The organism is Polynucleobacter sp. KF022, assembly GCF_027924105.1.
Taxonomy (GTDB): Bacteria; Pseudomonadota; Gammaproteobacteria; order Burkholderiales; family Burkholderiaceae; genus Polynucleobacter.
Window position 1 is genome coordinate 1,375,011 of sequence record NZ_AP026972.1, and the last position, 23,412, is coordinate 1,398,422.

Annotated in this window: 26 protein-coding genes and 1 other RNA gene; 15 read left to right on the forward strand and 12 right to left on the reverse strand. The window is 45.8% G+C overall.

From position 1 onward, the window contains the following. Nucleotides 1-95: 95 nt before the first annotated feature. From ubiG to ssrA, 3 genes are all read left to right on the forward strand, one after another. Entirely contained in the window at nucleotides 96-785 is a 690-nt protein-coding gene (ubiG, locus tag PKF022_RS07125; protein WP_281776382.1) for a bifunctional 2-polyprenyl-6-hydroxyphenol methylase/3-demethylubiquinol 3-O-methyltransferase UbiG, read from the forward strand. Between the two features lie 8 nt (nucleotides 786-793). Continuing rightward, on the forward strand, nucleotides 794-1,474 hold the full coding sequence (locus PKF022_RS07130; protein ID WP_281776383.1) for an HAD-IA family hydrolase: 681 nt from the start codon (nucleotides 794-796) through the stop codon (nucleotides 1,472-1,474). Between the two features lie 65 nt (nucleotides 1,475-1,539). Further along, nucleotides 1,540-1,898: a transfer-messenger RNA gene (gene ssrA / locus PKF022_RS07135) on the forward strand. 67 nt (nucleotides 1,899-1,965) lie between these two features. Here the strand turns inward: ssrA and PKF022_RS07140 are convergent. The 5 genes from PKF022_RS07140 to PKF022_RS07160 are packed head-to-tail and all read right to left on the reverse strand — an operon-like array spanning nucleotide 1,966 to nucleotide 7,505. Further along, nucleotides 1,966-3,828 (reverse strand): tetratricopeptide repeat protein, encoded by a 1,863-nt coding sequence (locus PKF022_RS07140; RefSeq protein WP_281776384.1) that lies wholly within the window; start codon nucleotides 3,826-3,828, stop codon nucleotides 1,966-1,968. 31 nt (nucleotides 3,829-3,859) lie between these two features. Further along, the gene (locus tag PKF022_RS07145) at nucleotides 3,860-5,041 is read right to left on the reverse strand and encodes a class I SAM-dependent methyltransferase (RefSeq protein ID WP_281776385.1); all 1,182 of its coding nucleotides are present in this window, start codon (nucleotides 5,039-5,041) and stop codon (nucleotides 3,860-3,862) included. Further along, on the reverse strand, nucleotides 5,042-5,896 hold the full coding sequence (locus PKF022_RS07150; protein WP_281776386.1) for a pirin family protein: 855 nt from the start codon (nucleotides 5,894-5,896) through the stop codon (nucleotides 5,042-5,044). A 21-nt stretch (nucleotides 5,897-5,917) separates the two neighbouring features. Further along, entirely contained in the window at nucleotides 5,918-6,469 is a 552-nt protein-coding gene (locus PKF022_RS07155) for a carboxymuconolactone decarboxylase family protein (protein ID WP_281776387.1), read from the reverse strand. Between the two features lie 22 nt (nucleotides 6,470-6,491). Then, nucleotides 6,492-7,505 (reverse strand): tripartite tricarboxylate transporter substrate binding protein, encoded by a 1,014-nt coding sequence (locus PKF022_RS07160; protein ID WP_281776388.1) that lies wholly within the window; start codon nucleotides 7,503-7,505, stop codon nucleotides 6,492-6,494. 89 nt (nucleotides 7,506-7,594) lie between these two features. On the opposite strand from PKF022_RS07160, the gene PKF022_RS07165 reads away from it, so the two are divergent. From PKF022_RS07165 to PKF022_RS07185, 5 genes are read left to right on the forward strand one after another with little or no spacing between them, the layout of a single operon-like run. Further along, complete coding sequence (locus PKF022_RS07165; RefSeq protein ID WP_281776389.1) at nucleotides 7,595-8,377, forward strand: sulfurtransferase; 783 nt, start codon at nucleotides 7,595-7,597, stop codon at nucleotides 8,375-8,377. Between the two features lie 23 nt (nucleotides 8,378-8,400). Next, nucleotides 8,401-9,378: a D-2-hydroxyacid dehydrogenase family protein gene (locus PKF022_RS07170; protein ID WP_216230693.1), complete on the forward strand. Its 978-nt coding sequence runs from the start codon at nucleotides 8,401-8,403 to the stop codon at nucleotides 9,376-9,378. Between the two features lie 14 nt (nucleotides 9,379-9,392). Then, nucleotides 9,393-9,938: a chromate transporter gene (locus tag PKF022_RS07175; RefSeq protein WP_216230694.1), complete on the forward strand. Its 546-nt coding sequence runs from the start codon at nucleotides 9,393-9,395 to the stop codon at nucleotides 9,936-9,938. Further along, nucleotides 9,935-10,456: a chromate transporter gene (locus PKF022_RS07180; protein WP_281776390.1), complete on the forward strand. Its 522-nt coding sequence runs from the start codon at nucleotides 9,935-9,937 to the stop codon at nucleotides 10,454-10,456. Before PKF022_RS07175 ends, PKF022_RS07180 begins: the two co-directional genes overlap by 4 nt. A 15-nt stretch (nucleotides 10,457-10,471) precedes the next feature. Further along, entirely contained in the window at nucleotides 10,472-11,449 is a 978-nt protein-coding gene (locus PKF022_RS07185; RefSeq protein ID WP_281776391.1) for a tripartite tricarboxylate transporter substrate binding protein, read from the forward strand. Nucleotides 11,450-11,490: 41 nt separating this feature from the next. On the opposite strand, the gene crcB is transcribed toward PKF022_RS07185, so the two are convergent. Genes crcB through PKF022_RS07205 form a run of 4 tightly spaced genes read right to left on the reverse strand, consistent with a single transcriptional unit; the run spans nucleotide 11,491 to nucleotide 13,017 of the window. After that, a complete protein-coding gene (crcB, locus tag PKF022_RS07190; protein WP_281776392.1) occupies nucleotides 11,491-11,868 on the reverse strand; it encodes a fluoride efflux transporter CrcB in 378 nt (125 codons plus the stop codon). A gap of 10 nt (nucleotides 11,869-11,878) precedes the next feature. Beyond that, nucleotides 11,879-12,658, reverse strand: coding sequence for a 4,5-DOPA dioxygenase extradiol (ygiD, locus tag PKF022_RS07195; RefSeq protein WP_281776393.1), 780 nt, complete (start codon nucleotides 12,656-12,658; stop codon nucleotides 11,879-11,881). Between the two features lie 9 nt (nucleotides 12,659-12,667). Continuing rightward, the gene (locus PKF022_RS07200) at nucleotides 12,668-12,805 is read right to left on the reverse strand and encodes a hypothetical protein (protein WP_012358215.1); all 138 of its coding nucleotides are present in this window, start codon (nucleotides 12,803-12,805) and stop codon (nucleotides 12,668-12,670) included. 44 nt (nucleotides 12,806-12,849) lie between these two features. Then, nucleotides 12,850-13,017, reverse strand: coding sequence for a hypothetical protein (locus tag PKF022_RS07205; RefSeq protein ID WP_216212126.1), 168 nt, complete (start codon nucleotides 13,015-13,017; stop codon nucleotides 12,850-12,852). Between the two features lie 28 nt (nucleotides 13,018-13,045). Between PKF022_RS07205 and PKF022_RS07210 the strand changes: the two genes are divergently transcribed. Both PKF022_RS07210 and PKF022_RS07215 read left to right on the forward strand, forming a co-directional pair. Beyond that, nucleotides 13,046-13,708, forward strand: a complete 663-nt coding sequence (locus PKF022_RS07210) for a site-2 protease family protein (protein WP_281776394.1) — start codon at nucleotides 13,046-13,048, stop codon at nucleotides 13,706-13,708. A 69-nt stretch (nucleotides 13,709-13,777) separates the two neighbouring features. Beyond that, nucleotides 13,778-14,230, forward strand: a complete 453-nt coding sequence (locus tag PKF022_RS07215) for a cytochrome c (protein ID WP_281776395.1) — start codon at nucleotides 13,778-13,780, stop codon at nucleotides 14,228-14,230. Between the two features lie 17 nt (nucleotides 14,231-14,247). Here PKF022_RS07215 and PKF022_RS07220 read toward each other — a convergent pair whose 3' ends face one another. Then, entirely contained in the window at nucleotides 14,248-14,928 is a 681-nt protein-coding gene (locus PKF022_RS07220) for a cytochrome b/b6 domain-containing protein (RefSeq protein ID WP_281776396.1), read from the reverse strand. A gap of 43 nt (nucleotides 14,929-14,971) precedes the next feature. On the opposite strand from PKF022_RS07220, the gene PKF022_RS07225 reads away from it, so the two are divergent. Beyond that, nucleotides 14,972-16,177 carry an MFS transporter gene (locus PKF022_RS07225; protein WP_281776397.1) on the forward strand — a complete coding sequence of 402 codons (1,206 nt, stop codon included), beginning with the start codon at nucleotides 14,972-14,974 and terminating at the stop codon, nucleotides 16,175-16,177. Nucleotides 16,178-16,197: 20 nt separating this feature from the next. Here the strand turns inward: PKF022_RS07225 and PKF022_RS07230 are convergent, their stop codons facing one another. Next, a complete protein-coding gene (locus PKF022_RS07230) occupies nucleotides 16,198-17,139 on the reverse strand; it encodes a 3-hydroxyacyl-CoA dehydrogenase NAD-binding domain-containing protein (RefSeq protein WP_281776398.1) in 942 nt (313 codons plus the stop codon). 84 nt (nucleotides 17,140-17,223) lie between these two features. Between PKF022_RS07230 and PKF022_RS07235 the strand changes: the two genes are divergently transcribed. From PKF022_RS07235 to PKF022_RS07250, 4 genes are all read left to right on the forward strand, one after another. After that, nucleotides 17,224-18,153: a 2-hydroxyacid dehydrogenase gene (locus PKF022_RS07235; RefSeq protein WP_281776399.1), complete on the forward strand. Its 930-nt coding sequence runs from the start codon at nucleotides 17,224-17,226 to the stop codon at nucleotides 18,151-18,153. Between the two features lie 15 nt (nucleotides 18,154-18,168). Next, nucleotides 18,169-19,095 (forward strand): dihydrodipicolinate synthase family protein, encoded by a 927-nt coding sequence (locus PKF022_RS07240; RefSeq protein WP_281776400.1) that lies wholly within the window; start codon nucleotides 18,169-18,171, stop codon nucleotides 19,093-19,095. 32 nt (nucleotides 19,096-19,127) lie between these two features. Further along, entirely contained in the window at nucleotides 19,128-20,078 is a 951-nt protein-coding gene (locus tag PKF022_RS07245) for a TAXI family TRAP transporter solute-binding subunit (protein ID WP_216230707.1), read from the forward strand. Between the two features lie 84 nt (nucleotides 20,079-20,162). Beyond that, nucleotides 20,163-22,175 (forward strand): TRAP transporter fused permease subunit, encoded by a 2,013-nt coding sequence (locus PKF022_RS07250; protein WP_281776401.1) that lies wholly within the window; start codon nucleotides 20,163-20,165, stop codon nucleotides 22,173-22,175. A 90-nt stretch (nucleotides 22,176-22,265) separates the two neighbouring features. Here PKF022_RS07250 and PKF022_RS07255 read toward each other — a convergent pair whose 3' ends face one another. Continuing rightward, nucleotides 22,266-23,399: a mandelate racemase/muconate lactonizing enzyme family protein gene (locus PKF022_RS07255; protein WP_281776402.1), complete on the reverse strand. Its 1,134-nt coding sequence runs from the start codon at nucleotides 23,397-23,399 to the stop codon at nucleotides 22,266-22,268. Nucleotides 23,400-23,412 lie beyond the last annotated feature (13 nt).

Below are 23,412 nucleotides of genomic sequence, written 5' to 3' on the forward strand. Positions count from 1 at the left end.
TCACTTTACTTGTAAAAAAGCCCGCTTCTAGCGGGCTTTTTTATTTCCGCTATATTCATAAACTTCTTCAATAGCCCTACAAACAGCCAATCACCATGAACGTCGACCAGTCAGAAATCGCCAAATTTAGCGCCCTAGCCCATCGCTGGTGGGATCCTAATAGCGAATTCAAGCCGCTGCACGCCATCAATCCTCTACGCCTAAATTGGATCAAATCCTTCGTGAATTTAGAGGGTAAAAAAGTAGTGGATATTGGTTGTGGTGGTGGCATATTGGCTGAATCGATTTGCCAATCAGGCGCAGACACTACTGGTATCGATTTATCTGAAAAAGCACTCAAAGTTGCTGAGTTGCACGCGCTTGAAGTGGGTGCCAACCTGACTTATCGCTCCATCTCAGCAGAAGCACTTGCTGATGAACAGCCAGAACAATATGACGTAGTGACTTGTATGGAAATGTTGGAGCACGTACCCGATCCCGCATCAGTAGTACGCGCTTGCGCCAAACTCTGCAAACCAGGTGGCACTTTATTTTTTAGCACCCTCAATCGCAGTCCTAAGTCCTACTTATTTGCGATTATCGGTGCTGAGTACATTCTCAAATTACTCCCTAAGGGTACCCATGAATACGCCAAATTCATCAAACCCTCTGAGCTAGTTGCGTTTACGCGTCAAGCCGGTCTAGAGATGATCGGAATCAAGGGCCTGAGTTACAACCCATTTACGCAGGTGTATAGCCTTGGCGATGATGTGGATGTGAACTACATGATTGCCGTCAGAAAGTGATCTGAAACGTGAGTAATCTTTCCAGCCCCTATGCAGGCATCTTTTTTGATTTAGATGGCACTCTAGCCGATACCGCTCCAGATTTAGTGGCAGCGACCAATAAATTGCTCGTGGCGCGCAATCTTGCACCCAAGCCTTATGAATTTCTGCGTCCTTACGCCTCGGCAGGAGCTCGTGGCTTGCTTGAGGGCGCCTTTGGAATCAGTCCTGACCACGCAGACTTCAACCTATTGCGCGATGAATTTTTCAGTAATTACGAAAAAGCCTTGCTAGTAGAGAGCAAGCTGTTTGATGGAATTGATCATTTACTTGATCAAATGGATGCTGCAAAACTCCCTTGGGGAATCATTACCAATAAAAGTGAGCGCTTTACCAATCCCTTAACTGATCTCATGGGTCTGCGCCAGCGAGCCGTTTCCACCGTTTCTGGTGACACCACACCTTATTCAAAGCCGCATCCAGAACCCATCTTGCATGCAGCCAGAACTACCAACATTAACCCCACCAAATCAATCTATGTTGGAGATGACATTAGAGACGTTCTGGCAGGTAAAGCAGCGGGAATGAAGACCGTAGCCGCCGCCTATGGTTACTGTGGCTGCAAAGAGCCTCCTGAAGCCTGGGGAGCAGACTACATCATCAATACACCGCTCGATTTACTGCAAATCATCTTCCCCAACAGGGAATAAGCCAAAAGATATTCGGCAATTTAGGGTCGACGGCCTTAAAATAGGGCTTCCTATGCATGAACTCCGGGGTCGACATGGTTTCGACGTGGATTACAAAGCATCAAGGGCATACCGAGGACCCGTTATCTCGTAAATCAATGGGAATGTTTTAACTGCAAACGACGAACGTTTCGCACTAGCCGCTTAATTGCGGTTGCCCCTGAACTGATTCTCTCTTGGGTCAGCTAGCGCAAGCTAGATCAGGGTCATTTACAAGAGATAAGATCATTTCATGTCACGGGGAATGATTCGAAAACCTAGTGAATCGTCAGCGAAGAACGTGTCAGTCCGTGCTTAACTGATTAAATCAAATGATATGACTAAGTATGTAGAACTTGTTGTGGAGGATTTGCGGACGCGGGTTCGATTCCCGCCGACTCCACCAATCAAAGCCAGCATTAAATGGCTGCACCAAAACCTTTCTTTCATTTTGAGGAAAGGTTTTGTTGTTTTTAAAGCTCAGAAATATGATCGGGCGCCAACCCAGCTTCATGACGCTCGTACATTTTTTTATAGAGGGCTTCTAAATTCTGAGTAAACCGTGGCGTATCAAATAAAGGCTTCACCAAGCGATTCTCAGCAAGACGCTCCTTGATTGCCTGTAAGGCCGACTTGTCGCGCGCCAATTCAATTGCACGTTGCTCATACTCTTCAGGTGTTTTAGCAATTAACCCCTCTATTCCCAACGCACCCAGAAGGCTTGCTGAGACCCTACCCGGAAAAGTTTTGCCAGGGAGGGTTAATACCGGCACTCCAGCCCATAACGCATCACTAGCAGTTGTGTGGGCATTGTAGGGAAGCGTATCCAAAAACAGATCTGCCATTTTGTGGCGAGCCAAATGCTCTGGAAGGGGCAATCTTTTCGCAAAAATAATGCGGTCGGAGGAAATACCTCTTTTTAGTGCTTCAGCCTGCAGGTTTTTTTCAGCAGCCTCATTGTCCTGAATCAACCACAGGACACTTCCATCGACGGCCTTCAGAATACGCATCCAACGATCAAAAGTTTCGGGGGTAATCTTGTAATTATTGTTAAAGCAGCAGTAGACGAAAGCATTTTCTGGCAAACCTAACTCTGCTCTGGAAAATTGTCTTTTAGAAATGATGCGCTTTGCATCATTGGCCTGATAACTATGCGGCATATACGCAATTTTCTCCACATAATGCTGGCGGCTATCCGGTGGAATCACTATAGGATCTGCAATCAAATAATCCATATAGTCAGCGCCCAAGGTTCCTGGGAAACCCAAATAATTAACCTGAATAGGTGCTGGATGAGATGCAAAGATATTTTGACGCCCCTCCCCAAAATAACCATTGAGGTTTACCAAAATATCGATATTCAATTCCTGAATTAATTGAATCACTTGGTGATCCGTTTTCTGGCTGATGTCGATGATTTCCTTAAATGCGTTTTTCATGCGCGGCCTCAGAACGCCGCCATCATCCCAGCCATTATCTAAAGCATAGATTTCAAAATATTTTTGGTCATGGCATTCATAAACACCAGTCATTAATACGGATGTTGCCTGATCCCTAAACTCCCCACACAAATAGGCAATACGTATTTTTTCGTTTTTTCTCTTAACGGGAGACTCTGCGGAGATATTTTCTTTTGCAGGAAAGCGTTGTTTAGCAAATATCTTTGCTGTCTCCAAAAGATCCTTCTCAGAATCTGAAATTCCCTGAAAACCAAAAGGCTCAGCTACCAACTGATGGGCACGTAAATCCTCCTGAACCTTTAAATACATGCCTTCCAGGTCTGCCCAATCACAAATGAGCATTTTGTAATGCAAAATAATGCCGAGTAAAAATGGTTCGGTAGGTCGCAGGTGATATGCAGCGATATAGGCATGCAAAGCCTCTTCATAGCGCTTGAGTTCACCAAAAATCTTTCCCTTGTTGAACCATCCCTCAGTCATATTGGGCTGTAAGGCAACTGCTTTTTCGTAACAAACCAAAGCCTCTTCTCGCTGCCGAAGATTATCTAAACTTCTACCGTAATTCAGCCAGATATCAGGATTTTCGGGATCTAAACTGATTGCTCTCCGGTGGTACTCAAGTGCTTCAGCATCTCTTTGTAGAGTGGACAAAGCTTTTGCGGCGTTAAAAAGGAGTGCTGGATTATCAGGGGTGACCTGTAACGTTTGCTCAAAAAATACCAAAGCATCAATTGGACGATGTTGCATTCCACAAACAACGCCCATCAAATGCAAGACATCTGGGTTTCCTGGATTGGCAATAACCATTTTCTCAAGCAAAGATTCAGCCTCAAGAAATTGATTATTTTGCAGAGCCTCAAAAACGTTTTGGAACATACCAAGAATATAAATTAATCGGGATTCAATCTTAAATCTTGGCTTGGGCAGCAAGACGCCATAGGGAGGTAATTTCCTTGGATCGGGCCACATGCAATGCATCAGCCTTATCAAATGCCTTGTTATGGGTTGGCTTGGTATCTATTCGACCCAAAACCCGCAACCCAGCTTGCTCGATCCATTGGAGAAGCTCATCTCTCGTCCTCAAGCCCAGATGCTCTGCCAAGTCAGAGAGAATGAGCCACCCCTCGCCACCATCAAGCAGGTGATTCTTTAAATGAAGCAAAAATCCTTTCAGCATCTGACTCTCAGGGTCATATACCGAATGCTCAAGTGAGGAACTTGGTCGAGCTGGTAGCCATGGTGGATTGCAAATAATAAGCGCGGCTTTACCTGTTGGAAATAAATGAGTCTTGAGCACCTCTATTTGAGATTGCAAACCCAAGCGATCAATATTTTCTTGTGCGCATGTAATGGCGCGATCATCCAAATCTGTAGAAACAATTTTCTGGATTCCTCTCAAAGCCAAAACTACTGAGAGCACACCAGTACCAACACCAATATCAAAAGCGGTTGAAGATTTTTGAATAACTTCGGGTAACGGAGTTTTTAAAATTAATTCAATGTACTCGCCACGCACAGGCGAGAACACGCCATAATGCGGATGAATACGAACCTCCTCATCATCCCTGATTAATACTTGAACACCATTCTTGCGCCACTCATGAGCGCTGATGACTCCAAGTAATTCACGCAAAGAGATTACATACGAGTCATTCCGGCCTCCATAAACCTCGGAGCAGGCTTGAGCCACATCGGGAGCGCGCCTGAGAGAGATGCTATGGTCTGGATTTACCTGTATCAAAATCATTCCCAGAATACGGGCGCGCTGAGATTGGGCAAGACGATGCAAATTAAATGTGTCTAAGGGGCTTTTAGTTTTCTCTTTTGCCACTCTGTCAGCTCGAGTAGACTTTTTGGAAGGTTTATCCACCCTTCTTACCAAGGCCTGTAGAAGCTGTCGGGCATTCTGAAAATCCCCCCGATAAAGCATCGCCGTGCCCTCGCAAGCCAAGCGATAAGCAATATCAGCAGTCATCGTGTCATCAACGATTTGAATCTTTTTATGCGGGGCAATACCATTCTCTGAATGCCAACTAGCGCTATGCGTTTGTCCGCCTTCTTCCCATTGAAGAATTGATAACTGAGTCACCTAAGAAACCACAAAACGATTGTTTTGATAATCATCGATTGCTTGCTCAATCTCGGCACGTGTATTCATGACAAAGGGGCCATATTGAACAATCGGTTCATGCAGAGGTAAAGCGGCAAGGACAATGAATTGAGCGCCAACGGATCCTGTCTTAGCCTTTAGGCGATCGCCATCGCCAAGCACGATCGCCGCCTGCTTTGGAACTGACCTCATAGGGCCGCCAATTTCTAAATCGCCTTCATATACATAAATAAATGCATTGAGCTCTTTAGGGATGCGGTGCTCAAATTCTGAATCAGGCAGTAAGTGCACATCTAAAAATAAAGGGGCCGTAGTAATGCCCTGAATCGGTCCCTTAACTTCTTTGCTCTCTTGACTGTAAGTGCCAGCAATCACTTTCACTGTGCCGCCATTCTCCAAATCAACCTTAGGAATATCCTCTACCTGAATATCTTTATATCCCGCCGCCTTCATCTTTTCTTTGGCAGGCAAGTTAATCCACAGCTGAAAGCCGCGCATGGCACCATTAACCTGTTGCGGCATCTCCGAATGAATAATGCCTCTTCCGGCAGTCATCCACTGAACGCCGCCCGTTTTGAGATGGCCTTGGTTTCCCAGGTGATCCTCATGCAACATGTGACCTTCAAGCATATAGGTCACTGTCTCAAATCCTCGATGCGGGTGGGCTGGAAAGCCTGCCACGTAATCATTCGGATCGTTTGAAGAAAATTCATCGAGCATCAAAAAGGGATCTAGCCTCACTTGATTCTGTCCACCAAGACTACGTCGCAATTTCACACCCGCACCATCAGAAGTGGCAATGCCAGGAATAATAGTTTGAATGTTACGGATCATGTTCGAAGGCTTATATTTCTTTTAAGCGGGAGGATGATCTTCAGGATTAACATCTAGCGCAATTAAGAAGCGAGACACCATGTTGTAAGCGGCAATGACCGTTACCAACTCTACCGTATCGGTACTTCCTAACGCCTTTTGTAAACGCTTCATCAACTCAGGATCTACCTTGATATTGCGCGTCATCTGAAAGGTTAAATCAACGGCATCATTTTCTAAAGGCGAATACAACTCTTTCGGGAAATTCGGTTGTCCGATCAGACGTAAGCCTTGAACCTGCTCCTCAGTGCCGCCCGCTTTCTTAAAGGGCGGCGCATGGTGAAAGAATTCATACTCAGCACCGTTGAGAACTGCTACGCCACACATCGCTAACTCGCGCAACTTGGGATCTAAAGATAAATTATTCCGAATCTCGCCAATAAAATGATTCCAGCCTTCAGCAATAGGGATGCTGTGCAGGAGCATACGGTCTAAATTGATAAATTGACCACCACGTCTTTTGCGAATGGCGGCCACCAACTCAGCTGGCTCAGCCAAGTCCATTGGCTGATACGGAATTAAACGTTCGGACATAGTTGCCTCTTATCAACTCTTTTTACTGAGCAGTTTCTTTAATGTTGTTTTCAATGACGAACTTACCCCAGATACCAATTTGCTTACCAATGAACTCTTGGGCGGCTTCCGGAGTGCCTCCAACAATTTGAATGCCTTGAGCCTTAAATTTCTCAGCAACAGCAGGGGTTTTCAATGCCTTATTCAAAGCCTTATTCATCGCATCCACTACTGCTGGTGGAGTCTTACCGGGAGCCAATACTGCCCACCATGCAGGCGCACTAAATCCAGGAAAGCCACTCTCTGAAATAGTTGGCACGTTAGGTAGAGATGGTGATCTCTTAGCGGTAGTAATAACCAGAGGAATAACGCCACCACTATCAACGTGTGGCTTCACCAAAAATTCGGAGCCTACCGCTAACTCTACTTGACCACCTAATGCATCTTGCATCAAGGGACCACCACCACGATAGGGAATGTGATTCCAATCAAAGCCGGCCTGTTTTGCGAGACGAGCCATTGCCAAGTGGCCTAAGCTGCCGATACCGATAGAGCCGTAACTGAATTGCTTGCCGGTCTTAGAAAGATCTACTAACTGTTTAAAGCTTGTGATGCCCGATTTTTTACTGGCAACCAAAACCATTGGCGATGTTCCAATTAACACCACAGGAGCAATATCTTTAATCGTGTCGTAGGGAAGCTTGTCTTTGAGGCTAGGATTCACACCGTGAGTGTCAAATACCACTGCAAAGGTATAACCATCTGGATCGGAACGCGTCATCGCGGAAGTGCCAATGACACCAGAGGCTCCACCAATATTCTCAACAATCACGTTTTGCTTTAATTCTGACTGTAGGGCCGGTGCCAGCACACGGGCAACCTGGTCAACCGAACCGCCCGGAGGAAATACTGCGATTAAACGAATTGGCTTTTGGGTGGGCCAAGCGCCCACTGCAGCAGTTTGGGCTAATGCAAACCCACTGACCCCTAAGGCCATTAATACGCTTAATAAGGTGTTTTTAAAGACTCTTTTGGCCAATTTTGCTAAATCCATCATGGGATTTGTCTCCTATTAATAAGACCTCAAGGTTAACACCCCCGCAGCCTATTTGCTCGATAATGCTGGGGTAGCCAAGTGAGAGAAAAATGAAGTCGATTCTAAATATTGCCGCCTATTTATTTGTCAGCCTAGATGGCTTGCCAGAGCTTCGCGCCAAAATGCTCGATGAATGCAATGTACGTCAACTGAAAGGCACCATCCTGTTAACGGGTGAAGGTATCAATATGTTCCTGGCTGGCAAGGCCGATGCACTTCGTGGATTTTTAGATTGGCTACGTCTTGATCCTCGATTTGAACCACTCCAAGCAAAAGAAAGCTGGTCTGATGATCAACCTTTCAAAAAGATGCTCATTAAACTCAAAAATGAAATTATTCGCATGAACCATCCAGCCATTCGTCCAGAAGAAGGTCGTGCCAACTTCATTAGCCCTAAAAAATTACAGGAGTGGTTGGATCGCGGCACTGATGATCTAGGTCGACCAGTTGTGATGGTTGATACACGTAATGCCTTTGAAGTCGACTACGGCACTTTTGAGAATGCTTTGCATTTCAATATTGAAAAATTTACAGAATTTCCTGCAGCAATTTCTGCTCATAAGGATGAGCTGGCAGATAAAACGTTAGTGAGCTTTTGTACCGGCGGAATTCGCTGTGAGAAATCAGGCCTCTACATGCGAGAGATTGGGATGCAACATAGCTACCAATTGGAGGGGGGAATACTAAAGTACTTTGAGGAAGTAGGCTCTGCTCATTATCAAGGTAGCTGCTTTGTCTTTGATGAGCGTGAGGCCCTTGAGCCCAACCTGGACTCTATTCCCGTAGAGCGCTCTATTCGAAAAAAACTCCGCATGGACTCTTCAACAGATTAACTTACTGAAAGTATTCTTTATTCATGGCCTCATTACCTAATATCGTTGTTCTCGGTGACTATGAGCGTGCTCTACGCCGCTTTTCCAATTGGGATAAATTAGATCAACAAGCAAAGCTCACTATCTATCATGAGCCTTTACGTGATGAAGCCTTATACGAAGCCGTTAAGGACGCAGATGCGATCGCCATTGTCAGAGATCGATCCCCTTTTAATGAAGCCATGATTGCACGCTTACCTAAGCTCAAGTTTTTAATGTTTACCGGCGAACGTAATGGCACTCTAGAGGCATCTGCCTTGGTTTCCAGAAACATTCCAATGGCCTGCACTCCTGGCGGACCTTCTAAAGAAACTACGGCAGAGCTGACTTGGGCATTAATTCTTGGTGCATCTAAGCGATTGATTGAAGAAAATAAATTGATTGCATCTGGTGGATGGCGTGACGCGATGTCTGTGTTGCCCATGCTTTCGGGTGAGCGCCTAGGCATTATGGGGCTGGGTGCCATCGGCAGCCGCGTGGCTCGTGTGGGCGCTGCATTTGGTATGGAGGTTGTAGCATGGAGTCCACGCATGACCCCGGAACGCGCTGCAGCCGAAAACGCAACGGCAGTAAGTCTTGATGAGCTTCTAAAGACCTCTAAAGTAGTGTCCATGCATTTGGTAGCCGGCCCCGGCACAAAAGGTTTAATTAGCGCTGATCAACTAGCACTCATGCGTCCAGATTCTATTTTGGTGAACACCTCACGATCTGCGCTGATCAATATGTCAGATTTACAAAAAGCATTATCTGTCGGCCGGCCAGGTCAAGCTGCGGTAGATGTTTTTGATATTGAACCTCTTCCAGAAAAAGATGGGTTGCGCAACACTCCAAATTTACTTGTGACGCCACATCTTGGGTTTATTGCTGAACCTATTTTTGCCACCTTCTCAAAAGGCATTACTGAGACTCTAGAAGCATGGTTGGAGAATAGGCCAGTACCACACCCCTTTAAGCCTCAATAAGTCATTATTGATAAATGCCGTCCACTCGACTAACCTCTCTTCAATTATTTATTAGCTTTAGCAAGATTGGCCTCTCTGGGTTTGGAGGCGTACTTCCCTGGGCCAGACGAACCTTAGTTGAGCGTGAAAAAATTCTGACTTCAGAAGAATTTAGCGCCATCCTTGGTATATGCCAAATCGTTCCTGGTCCAAATGTCGTAAATCTAGCTGTTTGTGTTGGATCCCGATTTGGCGGAGCAAGAGGTGCGGTTGCGGCTGTACTTGGCCTTACGCTTGGACCGATTGCAATTGTGATGTTATTGGCTACGCTTTATAAGCACTACAGTCATCTTGATACCGTCCAAGGAATCTTGCGTGGCATTTCTGCAGTGGGTGTGGGCCTGATTGCCTCCACCGGATTAAAGATGCTGCGCGATGAGTTTCGTTATCCCGCGATGTTATTGGTTGTCTTGGTCACAGTTCTTTCAGCCACCTATTTTCATTTGGGCTTAGGCTGGGTCGTATTAACTGCATCACCATTAGCCATCTTCTTGGCGCGTAAAAAGGCTCTCAGAATATGAGTATGCTGTTGAGCCTATTTTTAAAGCTCTCCGTCTTCTCCATGATTGCATTTGGTGGTGTCAATGCGCTTTTGCCAGAGCTATTAAATTTAGCCGTCAATCAAGAGCGATGGATTGATCTACAAACTTTCTCAGATTACTTTGCAATAGCCCAAGCAGCCCCGGGACCGAATTTTATGACGGTGACCCTATTGGGCTGGCACATCTACGGCATTATTGGTGCGCTCGTTGCCACCTTTGCCATAGTATGGCCATCTTCTATCTTGATTTTTTTCTTACAGCGTTTCATCTTGGGAATTAAAGACCCTATTAAAAAGAAAGCCATTCAATACGCAGCAGCAGCACTAGCGATTGGACTAGTTTTATCTTCTGCTTGGGAAATCGCCCTACAAATTAACCATGGGACTGCCGCATACATCTTGACCATTGCCACCATTGGACTTACTGTGTTTACTCGCTGGCACCCACTCTATTTAATTGCTGTGGGTGGAGTTTTGGGCGTTCTAGGATTTATTTAATTGATCAAAAAAGATATGCGAATCATTCAACAGCTCTTTACCCACTTACTGTGCCTACTCTCATTTATCTCTACAGCAGCTTTTGCTCAAAGCACTTATCCCACCAAGCCGATTAACTTTATTGTTCCTTATGGAGCGGGCGGAAGTGCAGACTCCAGAAGCCGTCAACTCGCTCAGAAGATGAGTCTCACCCTAAAGCAACCAATTGTGGTGGATAACAAACCAGGTGCAGGCGGAAACATTGGTACAGAGATGATTGCTCGTGCTGCTCCCGATGGATACACCATCGGCATGGGTAACTTTGCGCCAATGGCAGTCAATAAAACACTCTTCGGCAATTTACGTTATGACCCTGAGACAGATTTAATACCGATCATCCTTGTAGAAAAAGGCCCATTAGTCTTGGTGGTCAATCCCAACTCACCATTTAAAACGGTTCAAGATATTGTCACGGCAGCAAAAGCAAAGCCGGGCGTTCTCACGTTTTCCTCTGGCGGTATTGGAGGCAGCCATCAACTCTCGGCAGAACTTTTTGAACTCAATGCTGGTATTCAGATGATTCATGTGCCATATAAAAGCGGCTCTGCTGCATTAACAGATCTAATGGCCGGTAATGTTGATCTGATGTTTGATCAAATGTATTCAGCCGTACCCAGTATTAAGGCCGATAAGATTCGTCCGCTTGCCATTACTAGTAAGAAACGCTCGCCCCTACTTCCTAACGTACCCAGCTTTGCTGAATTAGGCTATCCCAAAGTAGAGGTACTTAATTGGCAAGGTCTCATTGCGCCCAAAGGAACGCCTAAAGCCATTATTGATAAGCTCAATGCCGCTGCGAATGAAGCCCTGAAGGATCCTCAGTTGCGCGAACTGATGCTCTCGCAAGGGAATGAGATTGGCGGCGGGAGTCCTGCGGAATTTGCCGCCCTCGTCAAATCCGAAGCAAGTAAATGGAGCGCAGTAGTGAAAAGCGCAAACATCAAGCCAGAGTAAAAAGGATGTAATGACAATAAAGGGGCTCTAGGCCCCTTTATTTATTTCAGCGCTTGATAGGTCAGAATACCTAAAAAGGTGAGAACCAGTGAGCCAACTAAATTCAATAATGCGGTGCCTAAGGCCCAAGTAAATTCACCGCGCTGCATAAAGCCAACAACCTCAGCAGAAAAACTGGAGAAAGTGGTCAGGCCGCCCAAAAAGCCAGTAACCACTAAAAGCTTCCACTCTGGCGAGAGGTGTGGGTTATTGCCAAAAAATGCTACCGCAATACCAATTAAATAACCACCGACCATATTGGAGGTAAAGGTTCCTAGAGGCAATACAGATCCAACGCCAACCGTTAGGAAATTAAAGCCAGCCCTTAATAGAGCACCTAAACCGGCTCCAAAGAAAATTGCAAAAATAGATAGCCACATAATCTGTTCTTTATTGAATGGAGAAACCCAACATACTGATTGAACTCATCTCGATACCATCAGAGTAGATTGTCACTTGCTCACCCTTCTCTTGTAAAGCTAGGGTATATAGAGCGGGCCAATAGTGTTCAGCGGTTGGTATCGACATGTGAGCTGCGTCACCGTAGCGCTCCCAATCAATCAAAGGCTCATGGTGATTGGCACGTATTTCTGAGACAAAAAAGTCGTTGAAATCTTTTGCCCAAGGATAAGGTTCAGCATCTTCTTGCCAGTGAATGGTACGCAAGTTATGCACTACGTTACCGCTGGATAGGATGAGAATGTTTTCATCACGTAATGGACGCAATTGCTTAGCCAACTCGTAATGCTCGCGCGCTGACATTGATCCGTCTAAACTCAACTGCACCACTGGTACATCCGCATCTGGGTAGAGATATTTAAGAACTGACCACGCACCATGGTCAATCCCCCATTCGTTTTCTTCAAGCACTACAGGCACACTCAATAATTCTTGTATGCGATCAGCTAAGGCAGGACTGCCTGGTGCGGGATATTGAATATCGAAAAGGGCTTGTGGGAACCCGCCGAAGTCGTGAATTGTTTTAGGCTTAGGCATTGCAGTAACCCAAACACCTCGGGTTACCCAATGAGCCGAGATCACCAATATAGCGTCTGGGCGTTTGAATGTTTTTCCTAGAGCGGACCATGCCGCAGTAAAGCGGTTGGGCTCTATGGCGTACATCGGACTACCATGGCCAGCAAATACTGCAGGTTGGCGATGGCTAGTCATTAATGCAGATTAACCGAATACGTAACCTGTGTGTGCTGCAACCAAAGCAAACAAAATAGCCAAGCTAGTAGCGGCGCCCAACATCACGATCAATGTAATGATCTTTTTGTTGATTTCTTCTTTTGATTCGTTATGCCATTCGTTCATGCTAAATCCTCTGTAAACACATTAATGAGTGGGGTAATTATCCACTATCGACCGCGACCAGCCTTACGCATCATGCCTTTTCCCCCACCAAAGCCTGCCTGAGGCCTTCCAGCAGGTCCAGATGGGCCTTTTGGGACGGGTGGACGTGCTGGCGGCTTAGCAATTACTGCCTTAGCCGGGGTCTTTGAATCGGGTTTCTTTTCGTCAGTCACTTTGAGCTCCTATGGATATCATATTGCCATGATTACCGACTATTCTATCCAAGCTATCGCCATTAATGCGATTCCCCTGATTTTTGCCATCACTATTCACGAGGCAGCCCATGGCTACGCCGCCCGTAGATTTGGGGATAACACGGCATACATGCTGGGACGAGTCAGCCTAAACCCTGCCAAACATATAGATCCCGTAGGAACCATCTTGATCCCCTTAGTCTTGCTTCTGACTGGATCACCCTTTTTAGTCGGCTATGCCAAGCCAGTGCCTGTGAATTTTGGGCGCCTCAGAAACCCCCGAATTGACTCGATCTGGGTTGCCTTGGCAGGACCAGGATCCAATTTCATTCAGGCACTGATTTGGCTCATTCTATTAATTGGCTTGGTAGGTTTTGGGATCAATGAGAAATTTCTGATTTCCATGTCTCAAGCGGGCATTACCTGGAATTTGGGTTTACTCGTGTTTAACCTATTCCCACTTCCTCCTCTGGATGGAGGTCGCGTACTAGCAAGCCTACTACCTGCCCGCCAATCAATTGCTCTAGGGAAGCTAGAGCCTTGGGGCTTTTTTATTGTGTTGGGACTGGTATTTACTGGGGTCATTAGTGCTTTATGGATGGCTCCCCTGATGAGCTTTTTTGAATGGCTCATCCTTTTGCTCACAAGCCCCTTAAGAATGATCTTTTAAAACGAGCGGAAAAGACTGTTCTGCGATATCCTGAATCCACTTAGTGCACCTCACCCCAGGAGAACAATCATGAAACTACAAAAATTCGTCTTAGCAAGTACCGCGGCTGCTTTAGCGATTGGCGCAGGAGTGGCATTTGCGCAATTTCAAAAACCAGAAGATGCTATTAAGTACCGCCAAAGTGCATTTACAGTAATGGCTAATTCCTTCGGGAAAATTGGTGCAGTTGTAAAAGGCGAAGCGCCATACAACAAAGATGAAGTTGCCAAGAATGCTGCAATCGTTGCAATGATGTCCACTTTGCCATGGCAAGCCTTTGGTCCAGGTACTGAGGGTGGTAAAGCCCAACCAGGCGTTTGGTCTGACAACGCCAAGTTCAAAGCTGCAGGAGAGAAAATGCAGCTAGCCGTCGCCAACTTAAATACTGCCGCTCAGTCTGGCGATCTTGAGAGCATTAAGAAAGCCTTTGGCGCAGCAGGTGCAACTTGCAAAGGTTGCCATGACGATTTCAAGAAGAAATAACCTAACTTTATTGATAGTTACTTCGTAATAAAGTAACCCACCACTACCGCGATTAAGCTTAAAAGCAGTAAAGCAAAACCGCGCTGTAGCCCTCCATCCTTGGAGATCCGACCCAAGTCAGTAGGCAGGTATTTAGCCTCCTCGCTTGGGTCAATTTCTTTATCGCCGCTAATCATTGGCTTAATAAGATTTTCACCTTTAAATTTTTTGTAGAACCAGATAGCAGCAATATGGATGGTAATTAAGGCAAGAATCACCACTTGATTACCTTCATGAATTTCAGACAAAAACGAACTCACTGAGCTCGATACATACTTTGCCAGTGGCCCTTGAAATGCGATTTCATCATCCACAAATAAACCTGTTGTCACTTGTATGCACAATACAAAAAGCAATGCAAACACAGACAATGCGCCCACGGGGTTATGGCCAAGGACACGAGGTGATTTACCTTGCAGATAATCCAGGATAGATTTTTTATTAGGCAAGAAAGAGGCAAAACGTGCATGAGTAGAGCCTACAAAACCCCAAATGATTCTGAAGATCAATAAAGTTAAAACACTATAGCCAAAATACGCATGCCATTGAATGGCATTGCCACCTATATTGACACTAATAAAACTCCCCAAAATGCAAAGCACTAACAACCAGTGAAATAAACGGATTGGCAAATCCCATACGCGAATAGTTTTTTTCATATTTAAAGGATAACTCGCTTCTCCCTTAAAATGCTGAGAATTCATGAATCCCGGCAAAGCCTTTAGAACCTTACTGCTGTACCGCATTGGTGCAACACTGAGCTATCAAATTACGATGGTGGCGGTAGGCTGGCATCTTTATGAAATTACCAATAGCGTAGTTTCGCTGGGACTCATTGGTCTTGCGGAGCTAGTACCCTACTTTGCGCTCGCCTTATATTCAGGCCATGCGGTTGATCATTACTCGCGCAAATGGATTGCAGCAATCGCCTGCCTCATTCATATTGCGGTAGGTTTATTTTTAACCGCCATCGCTCTGAACTGGCTGTCTCCGCCAGTGCCCTTGATCTATACCGCTGTTGCCTTTATCGGTGTTGGGCGAGCACTGTTAAGGCCGTCCTACCAAGCACTGTTTGGCCAGATCATTCCAAGAGATCAGCTTCCTCGTTACACGGCCTATGCATCTTCTGCGTTTCAGATTTGTGTAGTGACTGGTCCGGGACTGGGCGGCCTGATGATAGGCCTTGCAGGTCTCGAATGGACCTACTTGCTCGCTGTATTATGTGGAGCAATTGGCTTATACGGAATCACTTTTATCACTGCCGTACAAGAGAAGTCGAGCAATTTATCCGGTCACTTCTTAAAGAGTTTTTTAGAAGGCTTTCATTACGTCAGAAAACATGAACTCATCTTGAGCATCATGGCACTCGACATGTTTGCTGTTTTATTTGGTGGAGCTGTTTCCATATTGCCCGCCTTTGTTAAAGAAGTGCTCAATGCAGGACCGGAGACACTGGGAATATTGCGAGCCGCACCTGCAGCTGGCGCTGTGATTACCGGCATCTACTTAGCTCGACGCCCAATCCTGACAGATTCAGGAAAGCACTTGCTAATCTCAGTTGCTGGATTTGGTGCAGCCATCATTGCCTTTGGGATCTCCAACAATTTATGGTTATGCGCTCTTTTCTTGTTTATCTCTGGATGCTTTGATTCTGTTTCAGTCGTGATCCGGGGTAGCATCATGCAGCTCACGACACCCGATCATATGCGCGGCAGAATTAGTGCCATCAATGGGATATTTATTGGCTCATCCAATGAATTGGGTGCTCTTGAGTCTGGCATTGCAGCTAGCATGATGGGCTTAGTGCCATCCATCGTATTTGGCGGGGTAGCGACGATTGCAATCGTTTTGATTACGCATCGCCTTGCCCCGCACCTTAGTAAACTACATTTACAAGATATCTCTTAAAGCAATTTGCTAAATTGCCATTATTTAATTTCAGGCAAGTCTTTCTGAATAATCTTTAGTCCAGCGCGCAAGGCATTTTGATAACGCTCACGCTCTACTTTAATAGTTTCAGCGGTCCATGTGAAAAAGCCTTCGCCAGTTTTCATCCCAAACTTACCGCTAGCAATGCGATCGCTTAGACACTTTGCGATCGTTGGGGAGTTATTGAGCGTAGGGTAAATGGTTGTTCCACCAGCGCCATGCACCTCAAGACCCGCATGATCTCTTTGCATGGCTGGACCAGCCGCGATATAGCGAAATCCAAAACCAAAGCGCACTGCTTTATCGATATCTTCAGGTGTACATATTCCCTCGTCAACCATGGCGAAGGCCTCACGCGATAAGGCATGCTGCAAACGATTAGCCAAAAATCCAGGAAGATCCTTTTTGACAGTCACTGGCACCATGCCACAAGCAGTCATTAATCGTGAGAGGCTTTCACCAACCATTGGAGAAGTTTTTTGACCATAGACCACTTCTACACAAGGCACTAAATGTGCGGGCATAAAAAAATGTAGGCCTATCATTCGAGCAGACGTCCTAAGACCGCTTGCGATTTCGCTTATAGGAAAACTCGTACTATTACTCGCTAACACTGCTTCGGGCTTCGCATACTGCTCAAGCTTGGCAAATAACTCTCGCTTGATATCTAAACGCTCAGGCACGCACTCAATCACCAAATCAATATCGGACCAATCGACCTCTTCAAGGGTGCCGGCAATAGAGAGTAAATGAGTACGATGCTCATAGCCAAGTTCAGCCATGGTGTTTGCAAAGTAATCGGGAAGGAGGGCTCGTCTCTCGGTTGTTGGCTCAACTACCCGTACGGCACAACCGCCTCGTGCACATACCGCCGCAACGTCTGCACCCATCGTGCCACCACCAACAATCACCACCTTGGTTTCGGCTGGCGTAAATAACATGAATACTCTCCTAAAGGCTGCCGACTTTATCTGAAAAATCCTCTTACAATGGGGTCATTATTTCAATAAAAAAGCTAGTGAGACATGATCCCCGTCAATTCGGTGCTGCAGGTCGGCCATTTCCCTGAAATTATGCAAGCAGAGGTTGATCGGCGCTTTACCCCCACTTATCACCCCGATCCACAGGCGCCAGCTCCTGCCGGAAACTTTCAGGCTATTTTGATTCGCTCAAATACCAAGCTTCCAGAAGCATTGGTTCGGCAAATTCCCAGTATTCGCATGGTTGCAACCTGTGGGGTTGGTTATGACAATCTGCCCTTGGACTATCTAAAGGCTAATGGCATCAAGGCAAGCAATACCCCAGGTGTATTAAATGATGCTGTCTGCGAACTTGCTATTGGCATGATGCTCGCCTTGTTGCGGCAAATTCCAGAAGCACAGGAATACGTAAAAAGCGCTGCTTGGTCAAAAGCACCTTTCAGAATCACCACCACCTTGGCTGGAAAACGCGTAGGCATTGCAGGCATGGGTCGAATTGGCCAAGATTTAGCCGAACGCTTGAAGCCTTTTAAGGTGGAAATTGCGTATTCAGGGCCCAATAAAAAGGTGCTCCCTTATACCTACCATCGAGAAATCAAGGATTTAGCTAAAGCCTGTGACATCCTATTTTTAGCATGCCCGGCTACTCCCGAGACTAACAAGATGGTCAGCGCTGAGGTGCTCGAGGCTTTGGGGCCTACTGGCTTTTTAATTAACATTGCCCGAGGCAGCGTGGTTGATGAGGATGCACTTTTATATGCGCTGCAGCATAAAAAGATTGCCGGCGCTGCTTTGGATGTTTTTGAAAATGAACCCACTCCAAACAAAGCTTTTTTAAATCTTGATAATGTATTGTTAACACCACATATTGGTAGTGCTACCTCGGAAACACGGATAGCCATGACCAACTTAGCTGTAGATAATTTAGAAGCTTTCTTTAAACAACAACCACTTCCATCGGAAGTGAATAACTAGAAAAACGGAGCCAGCATGACGATTTCCCTGCACCCATCCACCTTACCCGCGGTGCTATCCCCTGTTCTGACGCCATTTAAGGTAGATGGCAGCCCGGATGCTCCCAAGTTATTAAAGCAATGTAAATGGCTAGAGGCCAATGGCGTTGGCCAAGCCATCTTTGGTACAAACTCTGAAGCCAACTCTATGTCAGCTCCGCAGAAGATGAGTACCCTGACAACACTTATTGAGGGCGGCTTAAGTCCCGATCACCTCATGCCAGGTACTGGCGCTACATCGATTGATGCTACCGTCAACATGACACGCCACGCAGTGAACCACAAATGTGCCGGCGTATTAATGTTGCCACCTTTCTATTACAAAGACGTTTCTGATGACGGCCTATTTGCTTACTTCTCTGAAGTGATTCAAAAGGTCGGCAGTGCAGCGCTGCAGATTTACATCTACAACATCCCACCTGTTACCAAAATTAATTTAAGTCTCTCTTTATTAGAGCGCTTAACAAAAGAGTATCCAAAGACCATTGTTGGTATGAAAGATAGCTCTGGTGATTGGTCTTATACAGAATCCGTCATTAAATTATTAGCGCCGCACGGCTTCCGTGTATATGCTGGTAGCGAAGTATTCTTAATGCGCGCCTTACGTGCTGGTGGTGTAGGTTGCATCTCCGCCACCGCTAACGTGAACCCGAAAGCAATTGCTGATTTAGCGGCGCACTGGAGAGAGTCTAATGCTGATGAGCGTCAAGCCGGTCTAGACCAAGTACGCGGAATTTTTGCTAAATACCAAATGATTGCTGGCATGAAGACTGCAGTTGCACATTACAGCAAAGATCCAGAGTGGCTCAGAGTGCGTCCACCACTCATGCAATTAACCGCTGAGCAACAAGCTCAGTTACTCAGTGAACTTCAACAGATTAACTTTAGTATGCCGGGCCTGTAATTTAAAAATATAAAATTTATTAGGAGACAAAAATGAAACTACTTAAAGTCATTGCTTTATCGCTCAGTTTTCTTTGCGCGAGCGTGAACGCTCAAAATATTTCTATTGCAACCGGTGGTACAGGCGGAGTTTACTACCCTATGGGTGGTGGACTTGCCTCAGTACTCTCTAGCAAAGTTCCTGGAATGTCTGCTACAGCTGAGGTTACAGGTGGCTCAGTAGATAACTTGAAATTGATTGGCACAGGCAAGCCTTATGTTGGCTTCTCTATGGCTGATGCCGCCAAGGACGCAACTAGCGGTGTTGATAAATTCAAAGATAAGCCAATTGAAGTACGCACATTGCTGATTCTTTATCCAAACTTGATGCACGTTGCAACAGTAGAGTCCACTGGTATTAAAACCATGGCTGACCTCAAAGGCAAACGCGTCAGCACTGGATCTCCTGGTAGCGCCACAGAAGTCATGGCATTCCGTCTTCTTGAGGCAGCCGGTCTAGATCCAACCAAGGACATCAAGCGCGAGCGCTTGAGCGTTGCTGAATCTGTAAATGCAGTAAAGGATCGCAAGATTGATGCATTCTTCTGGGTTGGTGGTTTACCAACTGCAGCGGTAACTGATTTAGCGAATAGCCCTGGCATGAAGATTGTCATGGTGGATACATCAGCTGAAGTGCCAGCAATGAATAAGAAATACGGTAACTTGTATTTCCCATCCCTCATTACTAAACAGACCTATAGCGGTATGGCCAAAGACAATAATGTTGCTGCAGTTGCAAACCTATTGGTTGTAAATGCTTCGATGTCAGATGATGAGGCTTACAAAATCGTGAAGGCCGTCTTTGACAATCAACTCGAGTTAGTTCGTTCACATGCTGAATACCGCAATGTCAAACTGGATGCTCAAAAAGCAAATGCAACACCAGTTCCATACCATCCAGGCGCCTTAAAGTACTTTAAGGAAAAAGGAATCAAAGTAAATTAAGTAAGTATTTGTAGTCAGGGGTGAGTCAAACTCACCCCTTTTTGCTTTAAAGTAGCGCATAAATATAAATAAATAGGTTGAGACATGAATCAAAACGTTATCGATAACGAGACCCAGGAAAAATTAGACGCTTTTATCAAGCAAGAAGAAGGCGACTCTAACGATTACAAAGGCCTACTAGCCAAGCTCATTACTCTAGTTGCAGTGGGCATGTCTTTATTTCATCTTTATGCTGCTTACTCTATCGTTCCAACTCAACAGCTCCGCGTTATTCACGTTGCGCTCGTACTATTTCTGGTTTTCTTAAGTTTTCCGATAGCGGCACGTTTCAAAAATCGTCTCATGATCTGGGATGTGATATTCGCTTTAGGCTCTGTAGCAATTGCTTATTACATCCTTGGTGGCGGCGATGATTTCATGGACAGAAATACCGCGCCCAACTCTACTGATGTGATGATTGGTATTGGTTTGATTTTGTTGATTCTTGAAAGTGTCCGCAGAACGAATGGCATGGTATTAGTGACCGTTACTGTTCTATTTTTGCTGTACGCCTTATTTGGTAACTACTTACCAGCGCCCTGGACTCATAAAGGTTATGGTCTAGATCGCTTAGTGGGTTATATGTATATGACTCTTGAAGGTATTTACGGCACTGCTGTAGATGTCTCCGCAACCCTCATTATTCTCTTCACTATTTTTGGCGCCTTCTTGCAATTCACAGGCGCAGGTAAATTCTTTATTGATTTCTCATTCGCTGCTATGGGCGGAAAATCCTCTGGTGTAGGTAGAACTATTGTGATGTCCTCATTCCTGCTTGGCGGACCATCAGGCTCAGGCGTTGCTACTACAGTGACTGTTGGCTCAGTCGCCGCCCCAATGCTAGATAAAGTGGGTTACGAAAAGAATGCAGCTGGCGGTCTTTTAGCGGCAGGTGGTCTAGGTGCCATTATTTCTCCGCCGGTATTAGGTGCAGCAGCTTTCTTGATTGCGGACTTTTTAAAGATTTCCTATTTAGATGTGTTGTTGATGGCAACCATTCCTACGATTCTTTTTTATCTTGGCTTGTTTGTCATGGTAGAAATTGATGTTCGCAAATATGGCATGAAGAGCATTCAGTTCTCATCAGCTGAAACAGCGTGGCAACTCACTAAAAAATATTGGTTCCACTTTTTCTCATTGATCTCCATCGTTGTCTTTATGTTGATGGGCTTCTCTCCTGTCATGTCGGTATTTTGGGCAACCGTTGTATCCGCCCTCTCCAGCATGTTGCGCGAAGACACTGCCATCATTCCTTGGGCATGGTTTAAAGGTAAAGAGCCCATCGTCAAAGGGCTTTACAACTCGAATCTGACAAAGGCGCTTGCCTCAGGATCAACCGGCGTGTTGGCAATTGCCGCCACCTGCGCAGGCGCTGGCTTGATCGTAGGAACCGTTACCTTGACCGGTCTTGGTCTTAAATTTAGCTCGATTGTGATTCAGTACGCAGGCGGATCACTTTTATTAACAACCATCTTTACTGCTTTAGTAGTTTGGGTGGTTGGCCTAGCCGTTCCAGTGACAGCTTCATACATTATTTGCGCGGTGATCGCAGCACCTGCACTCATTAATTTAGGCGTGCCTGCTTTTGCCGCTCATATGTTTATTTTCTATTACGCAGTACTTTCTGAAGTATCGCCACCGACTGCACTCTCCCCATTTGCGGCGGCTGCAATTTGCAAAGGCAACCCCTATAAGACCACTTTACAAACCTGGAAGTATGTTGCGCCAGCAATCCTGGTTCCATTCATGTTTGTATTAGATAAATCTGGTGTGAGCTTGTTGCTGATGGGATCCACTACCGCGCTTGAACAGGCAGACTGGTCACAAATTGCCTGGGTCTCATTTACAGCCGTAGTTGGAATCATTTGCTTGGCTGGAGGGTTACAGGGCTGGTTCATCGAGAAAACCAAAATCTTTGAACGCGTCATTATGGTGATCTCTGGGGTTGCCCTTGCCTACCCCTCTACCGAAGCAGACTTAATCGGCTTCGTCGGATTTGGCTTGGTTCTAGTCACTCAAACTATTACGCATTTCAAACTCAATCCAAGATCCTCTTAGGCAGTATTTTTATCCTAATGGAAAAAGGTAGTTCCCATAAACAATAAAGCCCGCAACTGCGGGCTTTATTGTTTCTATGCAAAAGTGAACTTAAGAGATCTTGCTCCATGCAGTCTTACCTGCGTACTTTTTCACAGCCGCCTCATCAAACTCAAACCCTAAACCAGGGGTTTTATGCAATATCAAATCGCCATTCTTAAAGGCGAGTTGCTTATTAATCAATCTGCGGAAGTTGAGCACTTGGTCATCCAAGAAAAATTCAACAAAGCGCGCATTAGGAGTAGCGGCTACTAATGGTGCATGCAGGTCATGCATCCAGTGTGGACAAACTATTACCCCTTTTAAATCAGCGTATGCAGAAATGCGTCTCCACTCGGTAATACCACCGCAGACCGCGGCATCAGATTGCAAAATAGCAGCGCCACCAGCATCAATTAACTCTCTAAAGCGCCAACGTCCCGCTTCCATTTCGCCAGTGGCAACATTAATCTTGGTTTGACGTGCTAATGCGGCATGCAAATCAATCGCATCTGGTGAGAAAGGTTCTTCAATCCAATACGGGTTGTAAGCCTCAAAGCGACGCACATACTCAAGAGCAGTTGGTAGATCGCGCCAGGCATTATTGGCATCCAATGTGAGCAATACATCCTCACCTACCGCCTTGCGGGCAGCCTTAACTCGGGCCTCCTCTTCGGATGGAGACAAGCGACCCACCTTCATCTTCACAGCTTTAAAGCCCTGCTTTACGTATGACTCCATCTCTTTGCCAAGCTTGGCAGGAGTCTTACCCTCAAGGTAGTAGCCGCCGCTAGCATAGGCCGGCACTCGATCGTCTACAACTGATCCGAGGTATTGATGCAAAGGCAAACCTACGGAACGTGCATTGAGATCCCATAAAGCGGTATCCAAAATAGAAATCCCACGCATGACTGCACCTGTGCGGCCCTGCAAGATAGATTCGTTATACATATCCATCCATAGGCCTTCACTGCGGTGGCTATTTTGACCAATGAGTTTAGGGGCCAATAATTGCTCTACAGCAACCTTAGCGATGTCTCCACCGGCACTACCAACATAGCAAAAGCCGATACCTTCGTTGCCATCTTTACCGCGCACTTTGACTAGGCAATAGTGACGCTCAGAAACGGTACGAGTAGAAAATGAAGTGACTTTATCCAACGGAACCGCCACAGAAGCAACTTGGATGGATTCAATAATCGGCATCTAAACTCCTTAA